Origin of the sequence: Gordonia sp. p3-SID1431, from assembly GCF_025143765.1 — a bacterium.
In the GTDB taxonomy this organism is placed as follows: Bacteria; Actinomycetota; Actinomycetes; order Mycobacteriales; family Mycobacteriaceae; genus Gordonia; species Gordonia hongkongensis.
On sequence record NZ_JAMBDT010000046.1, the window covers coordinates 1 to 15,025 of the forward strand.

General features: G+C 68.9%; 17 protein-coding genes. 7 read left to right on the plus strand and 10 right to left on the minus strand.

Annotation, left to right across the window (positions count from 1 at the left end; translation table 11 throughout):
- Position 1: 1 nt before the first annotated feature.
- Positions 2-232: a DUF3107 domain-containing protein gene (locus M4D77_RS13190; protein ID WP_004023442.1), complete on the minus strand. Its 231-nt coding sequence runs from the start codon at positions 230-232 to the stop codon at positions 2-4.
- Positions 233-357: 125 nt separating this feature from the next.
- Complete coding sequence (locus M4D77_RS13195; RefSeq protein WP_083207443.1) at positions 358-1,071, minus strand: ferritin-like fold-containing protein; 714 nt, start codon at positions 1,069-1,071, stop codon at positions 358-360.
- Positions 1,072-1,358: 287 nt separating this feature from the next.
- Here M4D77_RS13195 and M4D77_RS13200 point away from each other — a divergent pair, with 287 nt between their 5' ends.
- Both M4D77_RS13200 and M4D77_RS13205 read left to right on the plus strand, forming a co-directional pair.
- On the plus strand, positions 1,359-2,963 hold the full coding sequence (locus tag M4D77_RS13200; RefSeq protein WP_065631904.1) for a DEAD/DEAH box helicase: 1,605 nt from the start codon (positions 1,359-1,361) through the stop codon (positions 2,961-2,963).
- Positions 2,964-2,979: 16 nt separating this feature from the next.
- Positions 2,980-4,254, plus strand: coding sequence for a hypothetical protein (locus tag M4D77_RS13205; protein WP_259936386.1), 1,275 nt, complete (start codon positions 2,980-2,982; stop codon positions 4,252-4,254).
- Between the two features lie 30 nt (positions 4,255-4,284).
- On the opposite strand, the gene M4D77_RS13210 is transcribed toward M4D77_RS13205, so the two are convergent.
- Positions 4,285-5,073, minus strand: a complete 789-nt coding sequence (locus M4D77_RS13210; RefSeq protein WP_159371278.1) for a ParA family protein — start codon at positions 5,071-5,073, stop codon at positions 4,285-4,287.
- Between the two features lie 100 nt (positions 5,074-5,173).
- Complete coding sequence (locus M4D77_RS13215) at positions 5,174-5,605, minus strand: hypothetical protein (protein ID WP_055475551.1); 432 nt, start codon at positions 5,603-5,605, stop codon at positions 5,174-5,176.
- 129 nt (positions 5,606-5,734) lie between these two features.
- Here M4D77_RS13215 and M4D77_RS13220 point away from each other — a divergent pair, with 129 nt between their 5' ends.
- Positions 5,735-6,685: a diacylglycerol kinase family protein gene (locus M4D77_RS13220; protein ID WP_175401173.1), complete on the plus strand. Its 951-nt coding sequence runs from the start codon at positions 5,735-5,737 to the stop codon at positions 6,683-6,685.
- On the opposite strand, the gene M4D77_RS13225 is transcribed toward M4D77_RS13220, so the two are convergent.
- On the minus strand, positions 6,622-7,815 hold the full coding sequence (locus M4D77_RS13225) for an MFS transporter (RefSeq protein ID WP_259936388.1): 1,194 nt from the start codon (positions 7,813-7,815) through the stop codon (positions 6,622-6,624). The two genes, M4D77_RS13220 and M4D77_RS13225, sit on opposite strands and share 64 nt — an antisense overlap.
- A 414-nt stretch (positions 7,816-8,229) precedes the next feature.
- Between M4D77_RS13225 and M4D77_RS13230 the strand changes: the two genes are divergently transcribed.
- A complete protein-coding gene (locus M4D77_RS13230) occupies positions 8,230-8,484 on the plus strand; it encodes a WhiB family transcriptional regulator (protein WP_004023450.1) in 255 nt (84 codons plus the stop codon).
- A 121-nt stretch (positions 8,485-8,605) separates the two neighbouring features.
- On the opposite strand, the gene M4D77_RS13235 is transcribed toward M4D77_RS13230, so the two are convergent.
- Both M4D77_RS13235 and M4D77_RS13240 read right to left on the minus strand, forming a co-directional pair.
- Positions 8,606-10,111, minus strand: coding sequence for a sensor histidine kinase (locus tag M4D77_RS13235; RefSeq protein WP_065631872.1), 1,506 nt, complete (start codon positions 10,109-10,111; stop codon positions 8,606-8,608).
- A 42-nt stretch (positions 10,112-10,153) separates the two neighbouring features.
- Positions 10,154-10,369, minus strand: a complete 216-nt coding sequence (locus M4D77_RS13240) for a biotin/lipoyl-binding carrier protein (RefSeq protein WP_055475555.1) — start codon at positions 10,367-10,369, stop codon at positions 10,154-10,156.
- A gap of 243 nt (positions 10,370-10,612) precedes the next feature.
- Between M4D77_RS13240 and M4D77_RS23880 the strand changes: the two genes are divergently transcribed.
- The gene (locus tag M4D77_RS23880; protein WP_369758845.1) at positions 10,613-10,687 is read left to right on the plus strand and encodes a 50S ribosomal protein bL37; all 75 of its coding nucleotides are present in this window, start codon (positions 10,613-10,615) and stop codon (positions 10,685-10,687) included.
- 96 nt (positions 10,688-10,783) lie between these two features.
- On the opposite strand, the gene rsrA is transcribed toward M4D77_RS23880, so the two are convergent.
- Together rsrA and M4D77_RS13250 are read right to left on the minus strand one after the other, a co-directional pair.
- Complete coding sequence (rsrA, locus tag M4D77_RS13245) at positions 10,784-11,071, minus strand: mycothiol system anti-sigma-R factor (protein ID WP_055475556.1); 288 nt, start codon at positions 11,069-11,071, stop codon at positions 10,784-10,786.
- Positions 11,068-11,877, minus strand: a complete 810-nt coding sequence (locus tag M4D77_RS13250) for a sigma-70 family RNA polymerase sigma factor (protein ID WP_058251904.1) — start codon at positions 11,875-11,877, stop codon at positions 11,068-11,070. The genes rsrA and M4D77_RS13250 overlap by 4 nt, the downstream gene beginning before the upstream one ends.
- 177 nt (positions 11,878-12,054) lie before the next feature.
- Between M4D77_RS13250 and ybaK the strand changes: the two genes are divergently transcribed.
- Both ybaK and M4D77_RS13260 read left to right on the plus strand, forming a co-directional pair.
- The gene (gene ybaK, locus M4D77_RS13255; RefSeq protein ID WP_259936389.1) at positions 12,055-12,552 is read left to right on the plus strand and encodes a Cys-tRNA(Pro) deacylase; all 498 of its coding nucleotides are present in this window, start codon (positions 12,055-12,057) and stop codon (positions 12,550-12,552) included.
- Between the two features lie 64 nt (positions 12,553-12,616).
- Positions 12,617-13,378, plus strand: a complete 762-nt coding sequence (locus M4D77_RS13260; RefSeq protein WP_159371960.1) for an SOS response-associated peptidase — start codon at positions 12,617-12,619, stop codon at positions 13,376-13,378.
- Positions 13,379-13,480: 102 nt separating this feature from the next.
- On the opposite strand, the gene M4D77_RS13265 is transcribed toward M4D77_RS13260, so the two are convergent.
- Positions 13,481-14,962 (minus strand): NAD(P)/FAD-dependent oxidoreductase, encoded by a 1,482-nt coding sequence (locus tag M4D77_RS13265; protein ID WP_259936390.1) that lies wholly within the window; start codon positions 14,960-14,962, stop codon positions 13,481-13,483.
- Positions 14,963-15,025 lie beyond the last annotated feature (63 nt).

Consider the following 15,025-nt stretch of genomic DNA (forward strand, 5'->3'; position numbering starts at 1 on the left):
GTCAGGAACCGAATCCGACGCGGCGGTTCTCCGACGCACCCACCTCGACATAGGCGATCTTGGTGACCGGGATGAGGTAGCGGGCGCCCTTGTCGTCCACGAGGGACAACAGCTGCTGCTTGCCACCCAGTGCCGCCTCGACCTCGGCGAAGGCCTTGTCGCTGGTCAGGGTCGACGCGATGGTCAGCTCCCGCGGGCTGTCGGTGATGCCGATCTTCACTTCCACGGCCATGTGCCGCCCTCCTCGGTGTCTGTCAACGCTTGCCGCACAAGGCTAGTGCAGCCGGGGTGCGGCGGGACAGCCACTCCGCTCAGAGCGAAACACCGTCGGCCGACTCCGCCGTGGTCAGGTCCGACTCAGGCGAGGCCGAGGTCGGCCATCCGCTCGGCGTGTTTGCCGGCGACGACGTCGAAGAACCCGGCGACGCCGGTCAGCGAACTGGCCCCGGCGAAGAGCAGATCGGTGACCTCTTCCTCGGCGGCGAGAACCCACTGCGCATGGGTGATGGCCTCGCCGAGTAGCCGGCGGCCCCACAGCACCAGGGCCGATTTGATCGACGGGTCGGCCTCGACGGCCGCCCGGACCTGGTCACGGGCGAACTGGGAGTTGGCGGTTTCCGACATCACCTCGGCCATCACGGCCTGCGAGTCCGGCGGCAGCATGTCGGAGAGCTCGGCGTAGAAGTCGGCCGCGAGTCCGTCGCCGACATACGCCTTGACCAGCGCCTCGTACCAGGTCTTCGGCGTCGTCGCGCGGTGATACTGATCGAACACCGAACGGTAGCGCTCGACGGCTTCCGCGGCGCCGAGGCCGGTCATCGCCTCCACCCGCTCGGCGAGCCGGTCGAAGTGGCCGACCTCGGAGGCCGCCATCCGGGCGATCGCGATGCGGCTGGGCACATCCGGCGCCATCGCCGACTCCTCGATGAGCCGGTGGAACGCGGCGAACTCGCCGGCGAGCAGCACGGCGAACAGCTTCCCGATCGCCGAATCCCGCATCTCGGCCGACGCCACCGAGGTGGACGTCGCAGGTGACGGGGTCGACTCGGACGGGTCGGATGCAGGCGCCATGAGGTGATGGTAGCGGGCCGCCGCGGGGCACCAAGTACACTCGACGGCGGTGCACTCCGACGGGACCCCCCGTCGCTTGCCCGCTGAGCTGCGCGTGGAGCGCGTGCCCGCCGGCGCGAGCGTGTGGATGTGACGACGGCGTTGCTCGCCGAACTGCGAGTTCCTCGCGATACCCGGTCACATCCCCGGTGCCACTACGACATATGCGCGTGCACTTTCGAGCCTTCTCCGTGCGCGCACCGAAACACATCGCGCGCAGACCGGCCCAGAAAGGCACACAACCGCACATGAGCGATTCCGCCGTGCAGACGACCATCGTCGACGACACCCACACCGCCCCCACCTTCGCCGAGCTCGGCGTCGACGACCGTATCGTCTCGGCCCTCGCCGCAGACGGCAAGACCCACACCTTCGCGATCCAGGAACTGACCCTGCCGCTGGCGCTCGAAGGCCACGACCTCATCGGCCAGGCCCGCACCGGCATGGGCAAGACCTTCGGTTTCGGCATCCCGCTGCTGCACCGGCTCGCCCATGCCGAGGAGTCCGGGGTCCGTCCGCTGGACACCACGCCCCGCGCGCTGATCATCGTGCCCACGCGCGAGCTGTGCGTGCAGGTGACCGGCGATCTCCAGGTGGCGGCGCCGTCGCTCGAGGTCACCCTGGCCGATGGCACGAAGCGTCCCCTGAAGGTCACTTCGATCTATGGTGGCCGTCCGTACGAGTCGCAGATCGCCGAGCTGCAGTCCGGCGTCGACGTCGTGGTGGGCACCCCGGGCCGGCTCCTCGACCTCGCCCAGCAGGGCCACCTCGTCCTCGGCAAGGTGTCGATCCTGGTCCTCGACGAGGCCGACGAGATGCTCGACCTCGGCTTCCTGCCCGACATCGAGCGCATCATGTCCGCATTGCCGACGCCTCGTCAGACGATGCTGTTCTCGGCGACCATGCCCGGTCCGATCGTCACCCTGGCCCGCACGTTCCTGAACCGGCCGACCCACATCCGGGCCGAGAACGCCAACGACTCCGCGGTCCACGACCGCACCAAGCAGTACGCCTACCGGGCGCACGCGCTGGACAAGGCCGAACTCGTCGCCCGCATCCTGCAGGCCGAGGGTCGCGGCGCCACGATGATCTTCACCCGCACCAAGCGCACCGCGCAGAAGGTCGCCGACGACCTCGCCGAGCGCGGCTTCAAGGTCGGCGCGGTCCACGGCGATCTCGGCCAGGTCGCCCGCGAGAAGGCGCTCAAGCGGTTCCGCGACGGCACCATCGATGTGCTGGTCGCCACCGACGTGGCCGCCCGCGGCATCGACATCGACGACGTCACCCATGTCATCAACTACCAGTGCCCCGAAGACGACAAGACCTACGTGCACCGCATCGGCCGTACCGGTCGCGCCGGGCGCACAGGCATCGCGGTGACCCTCGTCGACTGGGATGAGCTGCACCGCTGGGAGCTCATCGACAAGGCGCTGAGTCTCGGTATCCCCGATCCGCCGGAGACCTACTCGACGTCGGAACACCTCCGGTCGGACCTGTCGATCGACGAGTCGAAGACGGGGCGGATCGCCGCCGCCAAGCCGCCGCGCGACCCCGACGAGACGCGGGAGACGCGCGCGGACCGCGAGCCGCGCAAGCGCTCGACCCGCACTCGCCGTCGCACCCGGGGCGGGCAGACGGACGCCAATGGGACGTCCACCGAATCGGCCGCCGAGACCACGACAACCGAGACCACGACGACCGAGTCCGGCAGCGACACCTCCGCCGGTGACGGCACCGCGAAGCCGCGTCGCCGTCGTCGCCGTCGGGGTGGCGCCAACCGCAAGCCCGCCGGCGAGCAGACCGCCGCGTCCGACGCCGGCGCGTCGGAGTCCACAGCAGCTGTCGCCGACTGACCACCGGCTGACCCGCGTGGCACGAGTCAGGCCCGAACGGCGCCGCCCGATCGATCTCGCGGTCACCGCGGCCATCGTGGTCGTCGTCGCGGCCCTGTGCGTCACCGCCTGGGCCCTCAGCCCGGTTCGCCACACCGTGAGCGTGCCGGCCGCGGCCGAACCCGCCGCGGTGCAGCCGGCACAGTCCGTGCCCGCGAGTTTCGTCGCGCGCTGGCGGGCCGACTCCGACGCCACCCGCGCCCCCGCGATCGGCACCTCCGCCGTCGTCACCGGGAACGGCGGACGGGTGGTCGGGCACGACCCGGCCACCGGACGCGAACTCTGGTCGTACAGCCGCGATCTCGACCTGTGTGCGGTCGGTACCGCCTGGACCGGGAGCGCCGATCTGGCGCTGGCCGTGTACCGCAACAGCCGCGGCTGCTCGGAGGTGACCGCTCTCGATGCGGGCACCGGCAGCCGGAAGGGCGCCCGCACCAGCGACGCCGACCCGGAGGTCCGGCTCGCGACCGACTCGGGGTACGTCGTCGCGCAGGGCCCCCGCCGGATGGAGACCTGGGGTTCCAATCTCGTTCGCGGAATCGAATACGGCCGGGTCGAGGCGCCGGTCCGACCGGAGGACGCGCCCGATCGCGTCGACTGCGAGCTGTTCTCGTCGGTGGTGTCGGGAGATCGCGTGGCCGTCGTCGAACGCTGCGCCGACGACCCCGGGTATCGGCTCACGGTCCTCGGCGCGGTACTCGGCGACGACGAGAAGGTCGAACAGTACGGGTCGACCCTCATCACCGGCGACGTGAGCGGACCGCCGCCCGTGGTCATCGCGATGTCGTCGTCGGGGATCGCCGTGTACGACGGTGGCGCCGCACCGGCCGAACCGCCCACGTTCGACGCCGAGAGCGGGCCGGCGATCCGCCGGTTCGACACCGACGCGAACGCGGCGGGGACCAACACCGTCGCAGGCGACTCGACGCCGCCCGCCGGCAGCGTCCCGATCTCCTCCGACGGGATCGTCACCTACTGGACCGGGAAGGCGACCGTCGTCCTGAATGCCCAGACGCTGAATCCGATCTACCAGGTCCCCGGCACATTGGGACCCGGCCAGATGATGGCGGGACAGCTCCTGCTGCCGAGTACCACCGGGATCAGCGTCCGCGATGTCGCGACCGGCCGGGAGATCCGGTCCATCCCGCTCACCCGGAGTGAACCGGCCGCGCCCGTGGTGAGTCTGCGTGTCCTCGGCGACGTCGTCGTCGAACAGCACGGACCCCGGATCGAGGCCTTCGGTCCGGGCTGACCCCCGCGGCCCCCGGACCTCAGACCCGACTCAGACCTCGAAGGTGCCGACCTCGGCGCCCGCCTCCCAGTGCTTCCACAGATTCTCGGCGAGCGCGCGATATGCCGTCGCGCCCTTGTTCTTTCGGCCCCGCATGACCGACGTCCCGGAGGCGGAGGCCTCGGCGAAACGCACCGTGCGCGGGATGGGCGGCTCGAGCACCGGCAGGTCGTACCGATCGGCGACGTCGGCGAGAACGTCGCGGCTGTGCGTGGTCCGGGCGTCGAACAAGGTGGCCACCGCACCCAGCATCGTGAGGTTCGGGTTGGTGATCTGCTGGACCTCCCGGACCGTGCGCAACAGCTGCCCGACGCCACGATGGGCGAGCGTCTCGCACTGCAGCGGCACGATCACCTCGTCCGCCGCGGTGAGACCGTTCAGGGTGAGCACGCCGAGCGACGGCGGGCAGTCGACGATCACGACGTCGAAGTCCTCGCTCACCTCCGCGAGTGCACGCTTGAGGGCATACTCCCGCCCCGGGCGCATCAACAGCAGCGCCTCGGCGCCGGCCAGGTCGATGGTCGCCGGCAGCAGGGTGACCTTGTCCTCGGTGTCGAGCAGGACATCGGCGATCTCCTCGTCACCGAGCAACACGTCGTGGACCGAGGAGGTGAGCTGATCGGGATCGTGCCCGAGCGAGAAGGTGAGACACCCTTGCGGGTCGAGATCGACGACGAGGACCGAGACGTCGAGATCGGCGAGGGCGGCACCGAGGGACTCCACCGTGGTGGTCTTGGCGACCCCACCCTTCTGATTGGCAATCGCGAGGATGCGCGTCATGCGCCCTACTGTACGACCGCCCGGGCGTCGATCGTCGGATGAGAGTCCACCTCGGCTGCGCGGCGTACCCGGACGGAGGAGAACCGGCCGGAGGAGGATGTCAGCGCTCGGGTTCGAGTTCGTCGGCGAGCCACCTCATGGACGCCGGACTGAACAGCATCACCAGGACCGCGAGCGCCGCGAGTGCCAGCGGCACGCCGAACACCGGCCATCCGCTCGTGAACAGGTAATACGCCACCGGCAGCAGCAGGATCTGCGCCACCATGGCGATCGAGCGTCCCCACCGCCGCCCCGAGAGCAGCGCCAGACCGCCGACCAGCACTCCCCCGCCGATGATGCCGAACCAGGCCGCGGTGCCGTAACCGCTGATGGTGGTCTCCTCGTGCCCGGCCAGGCCGCGCACGACCAGGATCACCGCGACCGCAACACCGGCCAGCCCCTGCAGCGTGGTCACCGCACCGGCGATCTTGATCTGGCGCGGGGTCACCGACGGATCGGTGTCGGACTCCGGACGGCCGTTCTCGGTGCTCACCGTCCCAGGATATTTGGTCCCCCCGCGCGGACCTCCGCGGGTGTGCGCACCGGAGCGATGGCGCCGTACACATCCGCGCGATTACGCGCGGGCGGCGACGACCCCATATCCTCGGGTGTCGTGCGTGTCATGCTCATCGTCAACCCGTTCGCCACCGCGACCAGTCCGGCCGGCCGCGACGCGCTGGCGCACACCCTGAGCGCGCATTTCCACCTCGACGTCGAACTCACCACGCACCGCGGGCATGCGTTCGAGCTCGCCGCGCGCGCCGCGGCCGAGGACTTCGACACCGTCATCGTGCACGGCGGCGACGGATCGGTGAACGAGGCCGCCAACGGACTGCTCGACCCGCCGTCGAGCAGCGATCCCGACCGGCGGCGGCCCGCCCTGGCCGTGATCCCCGGCGGTAGCGCCAACGTCTTCGCGCGCACGCTGGGGATCGATCCCGACCCGCTGCTCGCGACACAGCAGATCATCACCCTCCTCGACGCGGGACGCAGTCGCCGGATCGGACTCGGCCACACCGACGACCGCTGGTTCCTGTTCAACACGGGCATGGGCATGGACGCGGTCGTCATCCACGCGATGGAGGACAAGCGGCACGCGGGCAAGACCGCGACGCCGGCCCGATACCTGTGGACCACGATCACCAGCTTCCTGAAGCAGTCCGGTTCGTCGGCCACGTTCGACGTCGAGATCCCCGGCCGGGACCGGATCGTCGGCGCGCGTTACGGTTTCGTGTCCAACACCAGCCCGTGGACCTATCTCGGACCGCGCGAGATCCGCACCAACCCCGGCACCGGTTTCCACACCGGCCTCGGGGTGTTCGTGGCGACCTCCACCGGCGTGTTCCGTAACCTCCCACTGGCGACGCGACTCCTGTCACAGGCAGATCCCAAGGCACGCCACCTCTTTCGGGATGACGACGTCGACGAGGTGTGCTTCCGCGCGGAGGCCCCGATCGACGTACAGATGGACGGCGATTACATCGGGGCGTTCCGCGACATACGTTTTCGTCATCGCCGCGACGCCCTCACGGTCATCGCACCGCCGATCAGCACCGCCGACATCACGACGTAGGGCAGCGCCGCCGCCGCGAAGAGCCCGGCCGGACCCAGCCATGTCGACCCCAGCGCCCAGCCGGCGAAGGCCAGGATCGCGACCACCTCCTCGCCCATCCCGGCCAGCGAGGTGACGGTGGCCCGCGATGCCGCACTCAGATGGTCCTGCAGTTCGGCGTCGGCCACGACCCGCGCCCACCCCAGGATCCCGAACGCCGTCGCGACGCCCGCGGCGCCCACCGGGTGCCCCCACAGCGCCGACCCGATGAGCACGACCGCGCCCACCCCCACCGCCGGCCCGATCGCGTCGACCGACCGGAACCACCCCGCCGCGAGCGCGCCGCCGATGTCACCGACCGACACCACGATCATCAGCAGCGCGACCGCCGCCGGATCGGGCTCGGCGGCGGCGTCGACCACGAACGACGCGATCAGCAACGGGAGATACTCGTCGAGCGCCGCGACCCAGGTCAGCGCCACGCCCAGCAGCAACATGCGCCGTGCGACCGGCTGCGTCCGCACCGAGCCCCAGCCGTGGCGGACGATCTCCCGCCAACCGAGGTCGGGGTCCGCGTCCTCGGGTTCCGGTGGATCGGCGGCGGCCTCTCGACCCTTCTCGGGCAGCATCGCCGACATCACCGAACACAACACGCAGGCGACGACGCTGGCGGCGCCCGCGGCGTCGTAACCGCCCCACGCGAACAACGGTGCGGCCGCCGCGGTGCCGCCGATCACTCCGATGGCCCCGGCCGCCCGCATGAGCCCGGTCAGTCGGGCGTAGTCATGCGAGCGCCCCAGCCGGTTCAGCTCGTCGTAGACCAGCGCCTGTGTCGTGCCGGACCGCAACGCGCCACCGAGGGCCCACAGGACGAATCCGGCAGCGAAGGCGACGAACGACGGCGCCACCGTCCACAGCGCGAAACCCGACGCGGTGATCAGCGGACCGGCGACCAGCAGCTTCCGTCGGGACACGCGGTCGGCCAGCACACCGGTGGGGACCTCGACGATCACCGACGACACCGACCAGATCACGAACAGCGCCGAGATCTCGGCGGGCCCGAGCCCGGCGCCCGGAATCCCGGGGTCGGCGAAGAGGACGGCGTACAGCGGGTAGAGCGGGATGAGATCTTCGAGGAGGGCGGAGCCCACCGCCGCGGCTGTCAGCCTGCGGTGGGGCCGCCGGGGCGGTGTGGATCAACATCGTCGACGCATGTGGTGAACAATACCCTCGGCGTCCGGCCACGTCACGAGCGTTTTTCACCGGCGACGGGGTCGCGACCTGCAGAAAGTCGTCGACAGTACCGCCGCGAGACGCGTAGGCTACAACAAGGCCGTGAGACAAAGTGCCCGGACCCCCCTTCGGGAGTCCGCGACCGGAGTGCTAGGCGGGTGACGTGATGTTGCCCACGTGTGAAGCAAACCCATTGACTTCGGCCCGATTCGTGAAAGTATTCACAAGCAACAACGCGGAAACATTTGGTGCGCCGCGTGAACTGAGAGTTACAGCCGACAATCACCAGCAAGACGATCGAGTGGTGCGAACGCGCCCGAAGGAGTAGTGGAATGGACTGGCGTCACAAGGCCATCTGTCGCGACGAGGATCCGGAACTGTTCTTCCCCGTGGGGACCAGCGGCCCGGCCATCGCACAGGTCGCCGACGCGAAGCTCGTCTGCGCGCGGTGCCCCGTCACCGCCGACTGCCTGTCGTGGGCCCTCGAGTCCGGCCAGGATGCCGGAGTGTGGGGCGGCATGAGCGAGGACGAGCGACGCGCACTCAAGCGCCGTACCGCACGTACGCGTACCCGGAGCAGCGTCTAGGCCTCGACGGCCGGCGTCGTCCCGGACTCGAAGAAACCCGGCCACGGCCGGGTTTTTTCGTGCACTCGTCCCCACTGTCCGGCGGAAACCGCGGTCAGACAATGCGGTCCGCGACCACGGCTCACGAGCGTAGCGGAATGTAGACACCCACTTCGGTTCCCGGGCCACCCGGATTGGACCGGACATCGAGTTCACCGCCCAGTTCGATGGACACCAAGGTCTTGACGATCTGCAGGCCGAGATGGTCGGACGTGGCCAGATCGAAATGCTCCGGAAGACCGGAACCGTTGTCGCGGACCGCTATTCGAAGGCCGCGCACATCCCGTTCGGCGACGACCGCGATCTCGGCGTCATCGTGCGGCGCGCCGTCGAAGCCGTGTTCGATCGCGTTCTGGATGAGTTCGGTGAGGACCATCACCAGCGGCATCGCGAGTTCGGCGGTCAGCACGCCGAGCCGATCGCGATGGCGCACAGCCACCCTCGCCTCCCCCGACGCGACATCGACCAGGATCGGGACCAGACGATCGACGACCTCGTCGAGGTCGACCTCCTCGTCCACGCTGCCCGACAACAACTCGTGGACGAGCGCGATGGAGGCCACTCGGCGCACCGCCTCGTTGAGCGCCTCGCGGGCATCGGAGTTCGACGTGCGCCGCGCCTGTAGTCGCAACAGCGCCGAGACCGACTGCAGGTTGTTCTTCACCCGGTGGTGGATCTCGCGGATGGTGGCGTCTTTGCTGATGAGTGCGCGGTCGCGTCGCTTGACCTCGGTGACGTCCCGGATCAGGACGACGGTTCCGGTCGTCTCGCCCCGCGGACGGAGCGGCACGGCGCGGATCAGGGCCGTCGCGCGGCGGGCGTCTGCCTCCACGCGCATCCCGATGTCGCGGTAGGGGCCGGTCGGGATCTCGGCGACGCCGGCCGCGATGTCGAGCATCAGTGCGACGTCGTCGGCCTCGAACGGTTCGGTGATGAGTTGCTTGACGACGTCGGACAAGCGCGTGTGATTGAGTTCGGCGGTCCACCCCATCCGGTGGAAGGCCGACAGCGCGTTCGGGCTGGTGTAGGTGACGAGGCCCTGTCCATCGAGACGGACGAAGCCGTCGCCGGCGCGGGGCGTCGACAGCCCGCGCGGATTCCCCTCCTCGTGCGGAAACGTGCCGTCGGCGACCATCTGGCACAGATCGTCGGCCGAGTCCTGATAGGCGAGTTCGAGCGGCGACGGCAGGCGCGGGTGGGTGAGGTCGACAGCTCGGGTCGCCACGGCGATCACCTCGCCGTCGAAGCCGACCGGAACCGCTTCCTGCCGCATGGCCGTCGCGCCGAACCAGGTGGGGTCCTCGTCGCGCAGGATGCGGGCGGAGGTGAAGGCGCGCAACACCTGTGGATGTGCTTCGGTGTCGATGACGCGGCCGACCTCGTCCGTCGGGAAGACCGTCGAGGCCGTGTTGGGACGGCATTGCGCGACCGTGACGACCGCGCCCGCCTCCGTGCGCACCGACAACAGGAGGTCGGCGAACGAGAGGTCGGCGAGCAGTTGCCATTCGGCGACGAGGCGCTGCAGATGCGCGGCTGCCGAGTCGGACAGCGTGGTGTGTTCGGCGAGCAGGTCGGAGAGGGTGGACATCTCAGGACACGGGGGCGACGACGGGCCGGGGCCGGTTCACTACTACTCGTAGACGGCGATCACATCGCCGGCCTGGATGACGTCGCCGACCTCGACCTTGACCTCGGCGAGCGTGCCCGGCTCCTCGGCCAGCACGGGGATCTCCATCTTCATCGACTCCAGCAGGACCAGGGTGTCGCCGACCTCGATCTGCTCCCCCGCGGCGACGCGCACCTCGAGGACACTCGCGACGATCTCTGCCACAACGTCTTCTGCCATGCACCCAAATTAGCCCACGGCGTCATACCCGGAGGTCCCGGTGCCGGGGGCGTCAGCAGAGGTGTTTTTGGTACGTGGGAGAATCCCTGAGACACTGTGATGTCCCGATCACCAGGGATGTCTTCCCCGGATGACACCAGGGATGTCCTCCCCGGCCGATGCCAGGGTTGTCTCAGCACAGCTGAACCAGTACACGGCGGGCCCGGTCCCACGGCGCCCGCCCCGCAATGAAGGAGATGCGTCATGGGAAAGCGCGGACGCAAGAAGCGTGCTCGTAAGAAGAACGCTGCCAACCACGGCAAGCGCCCCAACGCCTGATCACCGCACCACGCGGTCTCGGCGAGCGAGCAAGCCAAAAAGCCCGGGTACGGCCTTCACAGGCCGCCCGGGCTTTTTGGTGTGTTCTCGACGCGATCAGCGATCGGATTCGGAGACCTCGTGCACGATCACGGTCTTGCGGATCTCGATGCGCAGACGGTCGCGCAGGCTCTGCGGTGCCTGGTCGCCGCCGCACTTCCGGTTGACGAGCGCCTTGAGCTGCTGCTCGATGCCGTAGTGCGCCAGGCACGACGGGCAGGAGTCGAGATGGCCCTGGAGTCGTTCCCGGGCGTTCTGGTCGCACTCGTTGTCCAGCAGGAGCCAGACATCGGCGATGACGGCCGAGCAGTCGAGCTGGGTCAGCTCCGGATCGACGTCGCTCATCGCGCCACCTCCGCATCCGCCGCCGCACGTGCGGAACGATTGAACCCGCGCTCACGCGCGACGTCGGCCAGCAGCTCACGCAGCTGACGGCGACCGCGGTGCAGTCGGGACATGACGGTACCGATCGGGGTGTCCATGATCTCGGCGATCTCCTTGTACGGCAGGCCTTCCACATCGGCGTAGTAGACGGCCATCCGGAAGTCTTCCGGCAATTCCTGCAGCGCGGCCTTGATCTCGTCGTCGGGGAGGGCGTCGAGCGCCTCGATCTCCGCCGACCGCAACCCCTGCGAGGTGTGTTCGGCGGTCGCCGCGATCTGCCAGTCGGTGATCTCGTCGGTCGGGTACTGCGCGGGCTGACGCTGCTTCTTGCGGTAGCCGTTGATGTAGGTGTTGGTGAGAATCCGGTAGAGCCAGGCCTTGAGGTTGGTGCCCTCCCGGAACGACGCGAACGCGGTGAACGCCTTGATGTAGGTCTCCTGGACCAGGTCCTCGGCGTCGGCGGGATTGCGGGTCATCCGCAGCGCGGCACCGTACATCTGGTCGAGCAGCGGCAGCGCGTCACGCTCGAACCGCTCGGTCAGCTGTTCCGGCGACTCGTTCGGATCGGCCCGGCGAGGCGCCTTGGCGCTCCCGGTACGGCCGGAATCGGGTGACTCTGTGTCGGATGCTTCTGTGTCGGACACTACGATCCCTTCGATGGGAGGCATCACGGAGATGTTGTCGATCAAGCTTACCGACCCGTCCCCCACCGAGAGAGGCCTCGGTTCGACGCGCTGCGGGAGCTCCATCACGGCCGCTGTGCTCATATGCCTCTGACCTCCTTCGTGTCCGTCTTCATACGTCCGTTGTCCGATCAGTCCCAACAGAGCGCACCGCGCGGTTTGTTCCCGGCCCGCCCCCGCGATCGTCTCGGCGCGGATCACCGCGGCCTCGTGCGCACGCGCTCAGCCGCGACCCCGCTCACGACCAGGAGGTAACCGACCATGGCGTCCACCCCGGCGATCGCCGCGCTCGAACGCGCCCGGATCGACCACTCGGTGCACCGGTACGCGCACGACCCCCGATCGGAGGCCTACGGCGCGGAGGCGGTCGCCGCTCTCGCCGAAACCCTCGGTGTCCGTGCCGAGCAGATCTTCAAGACGCTGGTCATCGAACTCTCCGGCGGGGACCGGCCCGGCCTGGCGGTGGCGGTGGTCCCGGTGCCGGCCAAGCTGTCGCTCAAATTGGCGGCCGCCGCACTCGGCGCGTCGAAGGCGAAGATGGCCGACGCCAAGGCGGTCACCCGGACCACCGGCTACGTTCTCGGCGGCGTGTCCCCGGTCGGCCAGCGGACCCGGTTGCCGACCGTCGTCGACTCGTCGGCCACGCACTTCGACCGGGTGCTGTGCAGCGCCGGCAAGCGCGGGCTCGAGATCGAGCTGGCCCCGGCCGATCTGGTGTCCGTCACCGAGGCCGTCGTCGCCGACATCGCCGTCGCCTGATCGTCGGTCATCGGAACGGACACTCATCACGAGGCCGGGCCACCATTAGGGCAGCATGGACACCATGTGCGGACGCTATGCGGTGACCACCGACCCGGCGAAGCTGGCAGCCGAGATCGATGCGGTCAACGAGGTACCCGAGCCGGCGGGTGCGGACTCCACCGATCTCGATGCGGCGCCCCGGTCACCGGGCGTGAACTACAACGTCGCGCCGACCACGACCGTGATGACCGTCGTCAAGCGACACTCGCCCGACGATCCCGACGACGATCCGCTGCTCCGCGTCCGCGCGATGCGCTGGGGGCTGGTGCCGCCGTGGGCGAAGGAGGTCGGGAAGGGGCCGCTGCTGTTCAACGCGCGCGCCGAGAGCGCCGCGGAGAAGAGTTCGTTCCGTTCGTCGGTCAAGTCGCGGCGTTGCCTCGTGCCGATGGACGGCTGGTACGAGTGGAAGAAGGGTCCGGCCGACAGCAAGGGCAAACCCACCAAGATCCCGTTCTTCATGTCGCCGCAGGACGGGACCCGGCTCTTCATGGCCGGGCTGTGGTCGGTCTGGCACCCCAAGACCGATGACGCCGCTAAGCCGCTGCTCAGTTGTTCCATTCTCACCACCGACGCGGTCGGGGAGCTGCGCGACGTCCACGACCGGATGCCGCTGATCATGCCGTACGAGCACTGGGATGCCTGGCTCGACCCGGACGGCCGGGCACCCGACGAGCTGTTCGCCCCACCCGCCGAGTCGCTGGTCGATGCGATCGCGATCCGCGAGGTCGCCCCGCTGGTCAACCGCGTCGCCAACAACGGGCCGGAGTTGCTGAACCCTTCGTGACGCGCCCTCCGCAAGCTCCGGGCGCTCCTCAGGGAGCAAGGGGTGAGGGCGGGCCCGCCGCAAACTCCGGGCGCTCCTCAGGGAGCTGTCGGAGAGGAGCGCTCAGCTGAACTCGTAGTCGCGCAACGGGAACGAGTCCATCTCGCGGAGAGTCCGCAGCGTCGAGGCCGGGCGGAGCAGCGTCGCCTCGCCGTGCTGGTTGAAGTAGTAACTGCGTGACGTCGCGCAGTCCCCGTTGTAGAACACCGAGGACTGCAGACGATCGGTCACCTCGTCGAGGAAGGCGTCGTTGGCCTCCTCGGTCACCTCGAACGTCCGTTGCCCGCGGCGGCGCAGTTCTCCGAAGAGGCGGGCGATGTGCTTCATCTGCCCTTCGATGGTCGTGAAGTACGACAGGCCGCTGTAGGAGTAAGGACTGTTGAGGGACAACAGGTTCGGGAACTTCGGGACGGTGACGCCCTCGTAGGCCTGGAAGCGGTTCTCGCGCCAGAACTCGCCGAGGTTGCGCCCGTCCCGGCCGACGATGTCGAAGGCCGGGAAGTTGGTGTCCCAGAGGTTGAACCCGGTGGCGAGAACGAGGGTGTCGATCTCGGTCCGGGTGCCGTCCGCGGCGAGGATCGCATCGGCTTCGAGGCGGGCGATGCCGCTGGTCTGCAGGCTCACGTTCGGCTGGGCGAAGCTGGCGAAGTAGGTGTTGGAGAAGGTGGGGCGTTTGCAGCCGAAGTCGTAGTCCGGGGTGAGCTTCCGCCGTAGTTCCGGGTCGGCGATCTGGCGCCGCAGGTGCGCCTGGGCCAGTCGGGCGGCGAGTTTGTTGCCGGGCTTCACCTGCTTGTAGTGCAGGACGCCGAACACCATCAGCACTTCGAGAAGCGACGAGTTCACCAGTCGCGCAGCACGCTGGGTGAGCGGGAACCGGCCGAACAGTTGCTGGACGAGCGGCGGGATCGCGAAGTCGATCTTGGGCACCACCCAGATCGCGGTGCGCTGGAAGACGGTCAGGGCCTCGGCGCGGGCGGCGATCTCTGGGATGAGCTGCACCGCGGTCGCACCGGTACCGATCACGGCGACCTTCTTACCGGTGAAGTCGAACCCGTCCTGCCAGTCCGCGGTGTGCAGGATCGTGCCCGCGAAGTTCTTGATGCCCGGGAACTCCGGGACGTGCGGCTGGGACAGGAACCCGGTCGCGGTCACCAGATAACGCGCCGTGCGTTCGGTGCCGGACCCGGTGCGGACGCGCCACAGCTGCTCGTCGGGGTCCCAGGTCGCGGACTCGACGACCGTTCCGAATTCCATGTGCCGCTTGAGGTCGTACTTGTCGGCGACGTGGTGGGCGTAACGCTTCAGCTCCGCTCCGGGGGCGAACAGCCGGGACCAGTACGGGTTGGGCTCGAAGGAATAGGAGTAGGTGACCGACGCGATGTCGACGGCGAGTCCCGGGTAGTGGTTCACGTGCCACGTCCCGCCCAGGTCGTCCTCCCGCTCGAGGATCGCGATGTTGTCCAAGCCCTGTCGCTTCAGTTCGATCGCGGCACCCATCCCGCCGAAGCCGGCACCCACGATCACGACGTCGAGTTCTGGTTGCATCCGACACCCCCTCTTCGCTCACCCTGAATTACCGTTACCGACAGTTACCGTAACCCAGCACAC

Excerpts from the sequence above, each read along its gene's own strand:
- M4D77_RS13265 (WP_259936390.1), bottom strand. The coding sequence starts at position 14,962 with ATGCAACCAGAACTCGACGTCGTGATCGTGGGTGCCGGCTTCGGCGGG.
- M4D77_RS13260 (WP_159371960.1), top strand. The coding sequence starts at position 12,617 with ATGTGCGGACGCTATGCGGTGACCACCGACCCGGCGAAGCTGGCAGCC.
- ybaK (WP_259936389.1), top strand. The coding sequence starts at position 12,055 with ATGGCGTCCACCCCGGCGATCGCCGCGCTCGAACGCGCCCGGATCGAC.
- M4D77_RS13210 (WP_159371278.1), bottom strand. The coding sequence starts at position 5,073 with ATGACGCGCATCCTCGCGATTGCCAATCAGAAGGGTGGGGTCGCCAAG.
- M4D77_RS13200 (WP_065631904.1), top strand. The coding sequence starts at position 1,359 with ATGAGCGATTCCGCCGTGCAGACGACCATCGTCGACGACACCCACACC.
- rsrA (WP_055475556.1), bottom strand. The coding sequence starts at position 11,071 with ATGAGCGACGTCGATCCGGAGCTGACCCAGCTCGACTGCTCGGCCGTC.
- M4D77_RS13190 (WP_004023442.1), bottom strand. The coding sequence starts at position 232 with ATGGCCGTGGAAGTGAAGATCGGCATCACCGACAGCCCGCGGGAGCTG.
- M4D77_RS13195 (WP_083207443.1), bottom strand. The coding sequence starts at position 1,071 with ATGGCGCCTGCATCCGACCCGTCCGAGTCGACCCCGTCACCTGCGACG.
- M4D77_RS13230 (WP_004023450.1), top strand. The coding sequence starts at position 8,230 with ATGGACTGGCGTCACAAGGCCATCTGTCGCGACGAGGATCCGGAACTG.
- M4D77_RS13235 (WP_065631872.1), bottom strand. The coding sequence starts at position 10,111 with ATGTCCACCCTCTCCGACCTGCTCGCCGAACACACCACGCTGTCCGAC.
- M4D77_RS13240 (WP_055475555.1), bottom strand. The coding sequence starts at position 10,369 with ATGGCAGAAGACGTTGTGGCAGAGATCGTCGCGAGTGTCCTCGAGGTG.
- M4D77_RS13250 (WP_058251904.1), bottom strand. The coding sequence starts at position 11,877 with ATGAGCACAGCGGCCGTGATGGAGCTCCCGCAGCGCGTCGAACCGAGG.
- M4D77_RS13220 (WP_175401173.1), top strand. The coding sequence starts at position 5,735 with ATGCTCATCGTCAACCCGTTCGCCACCGCGACCAGTCCGGCCGGCCGC.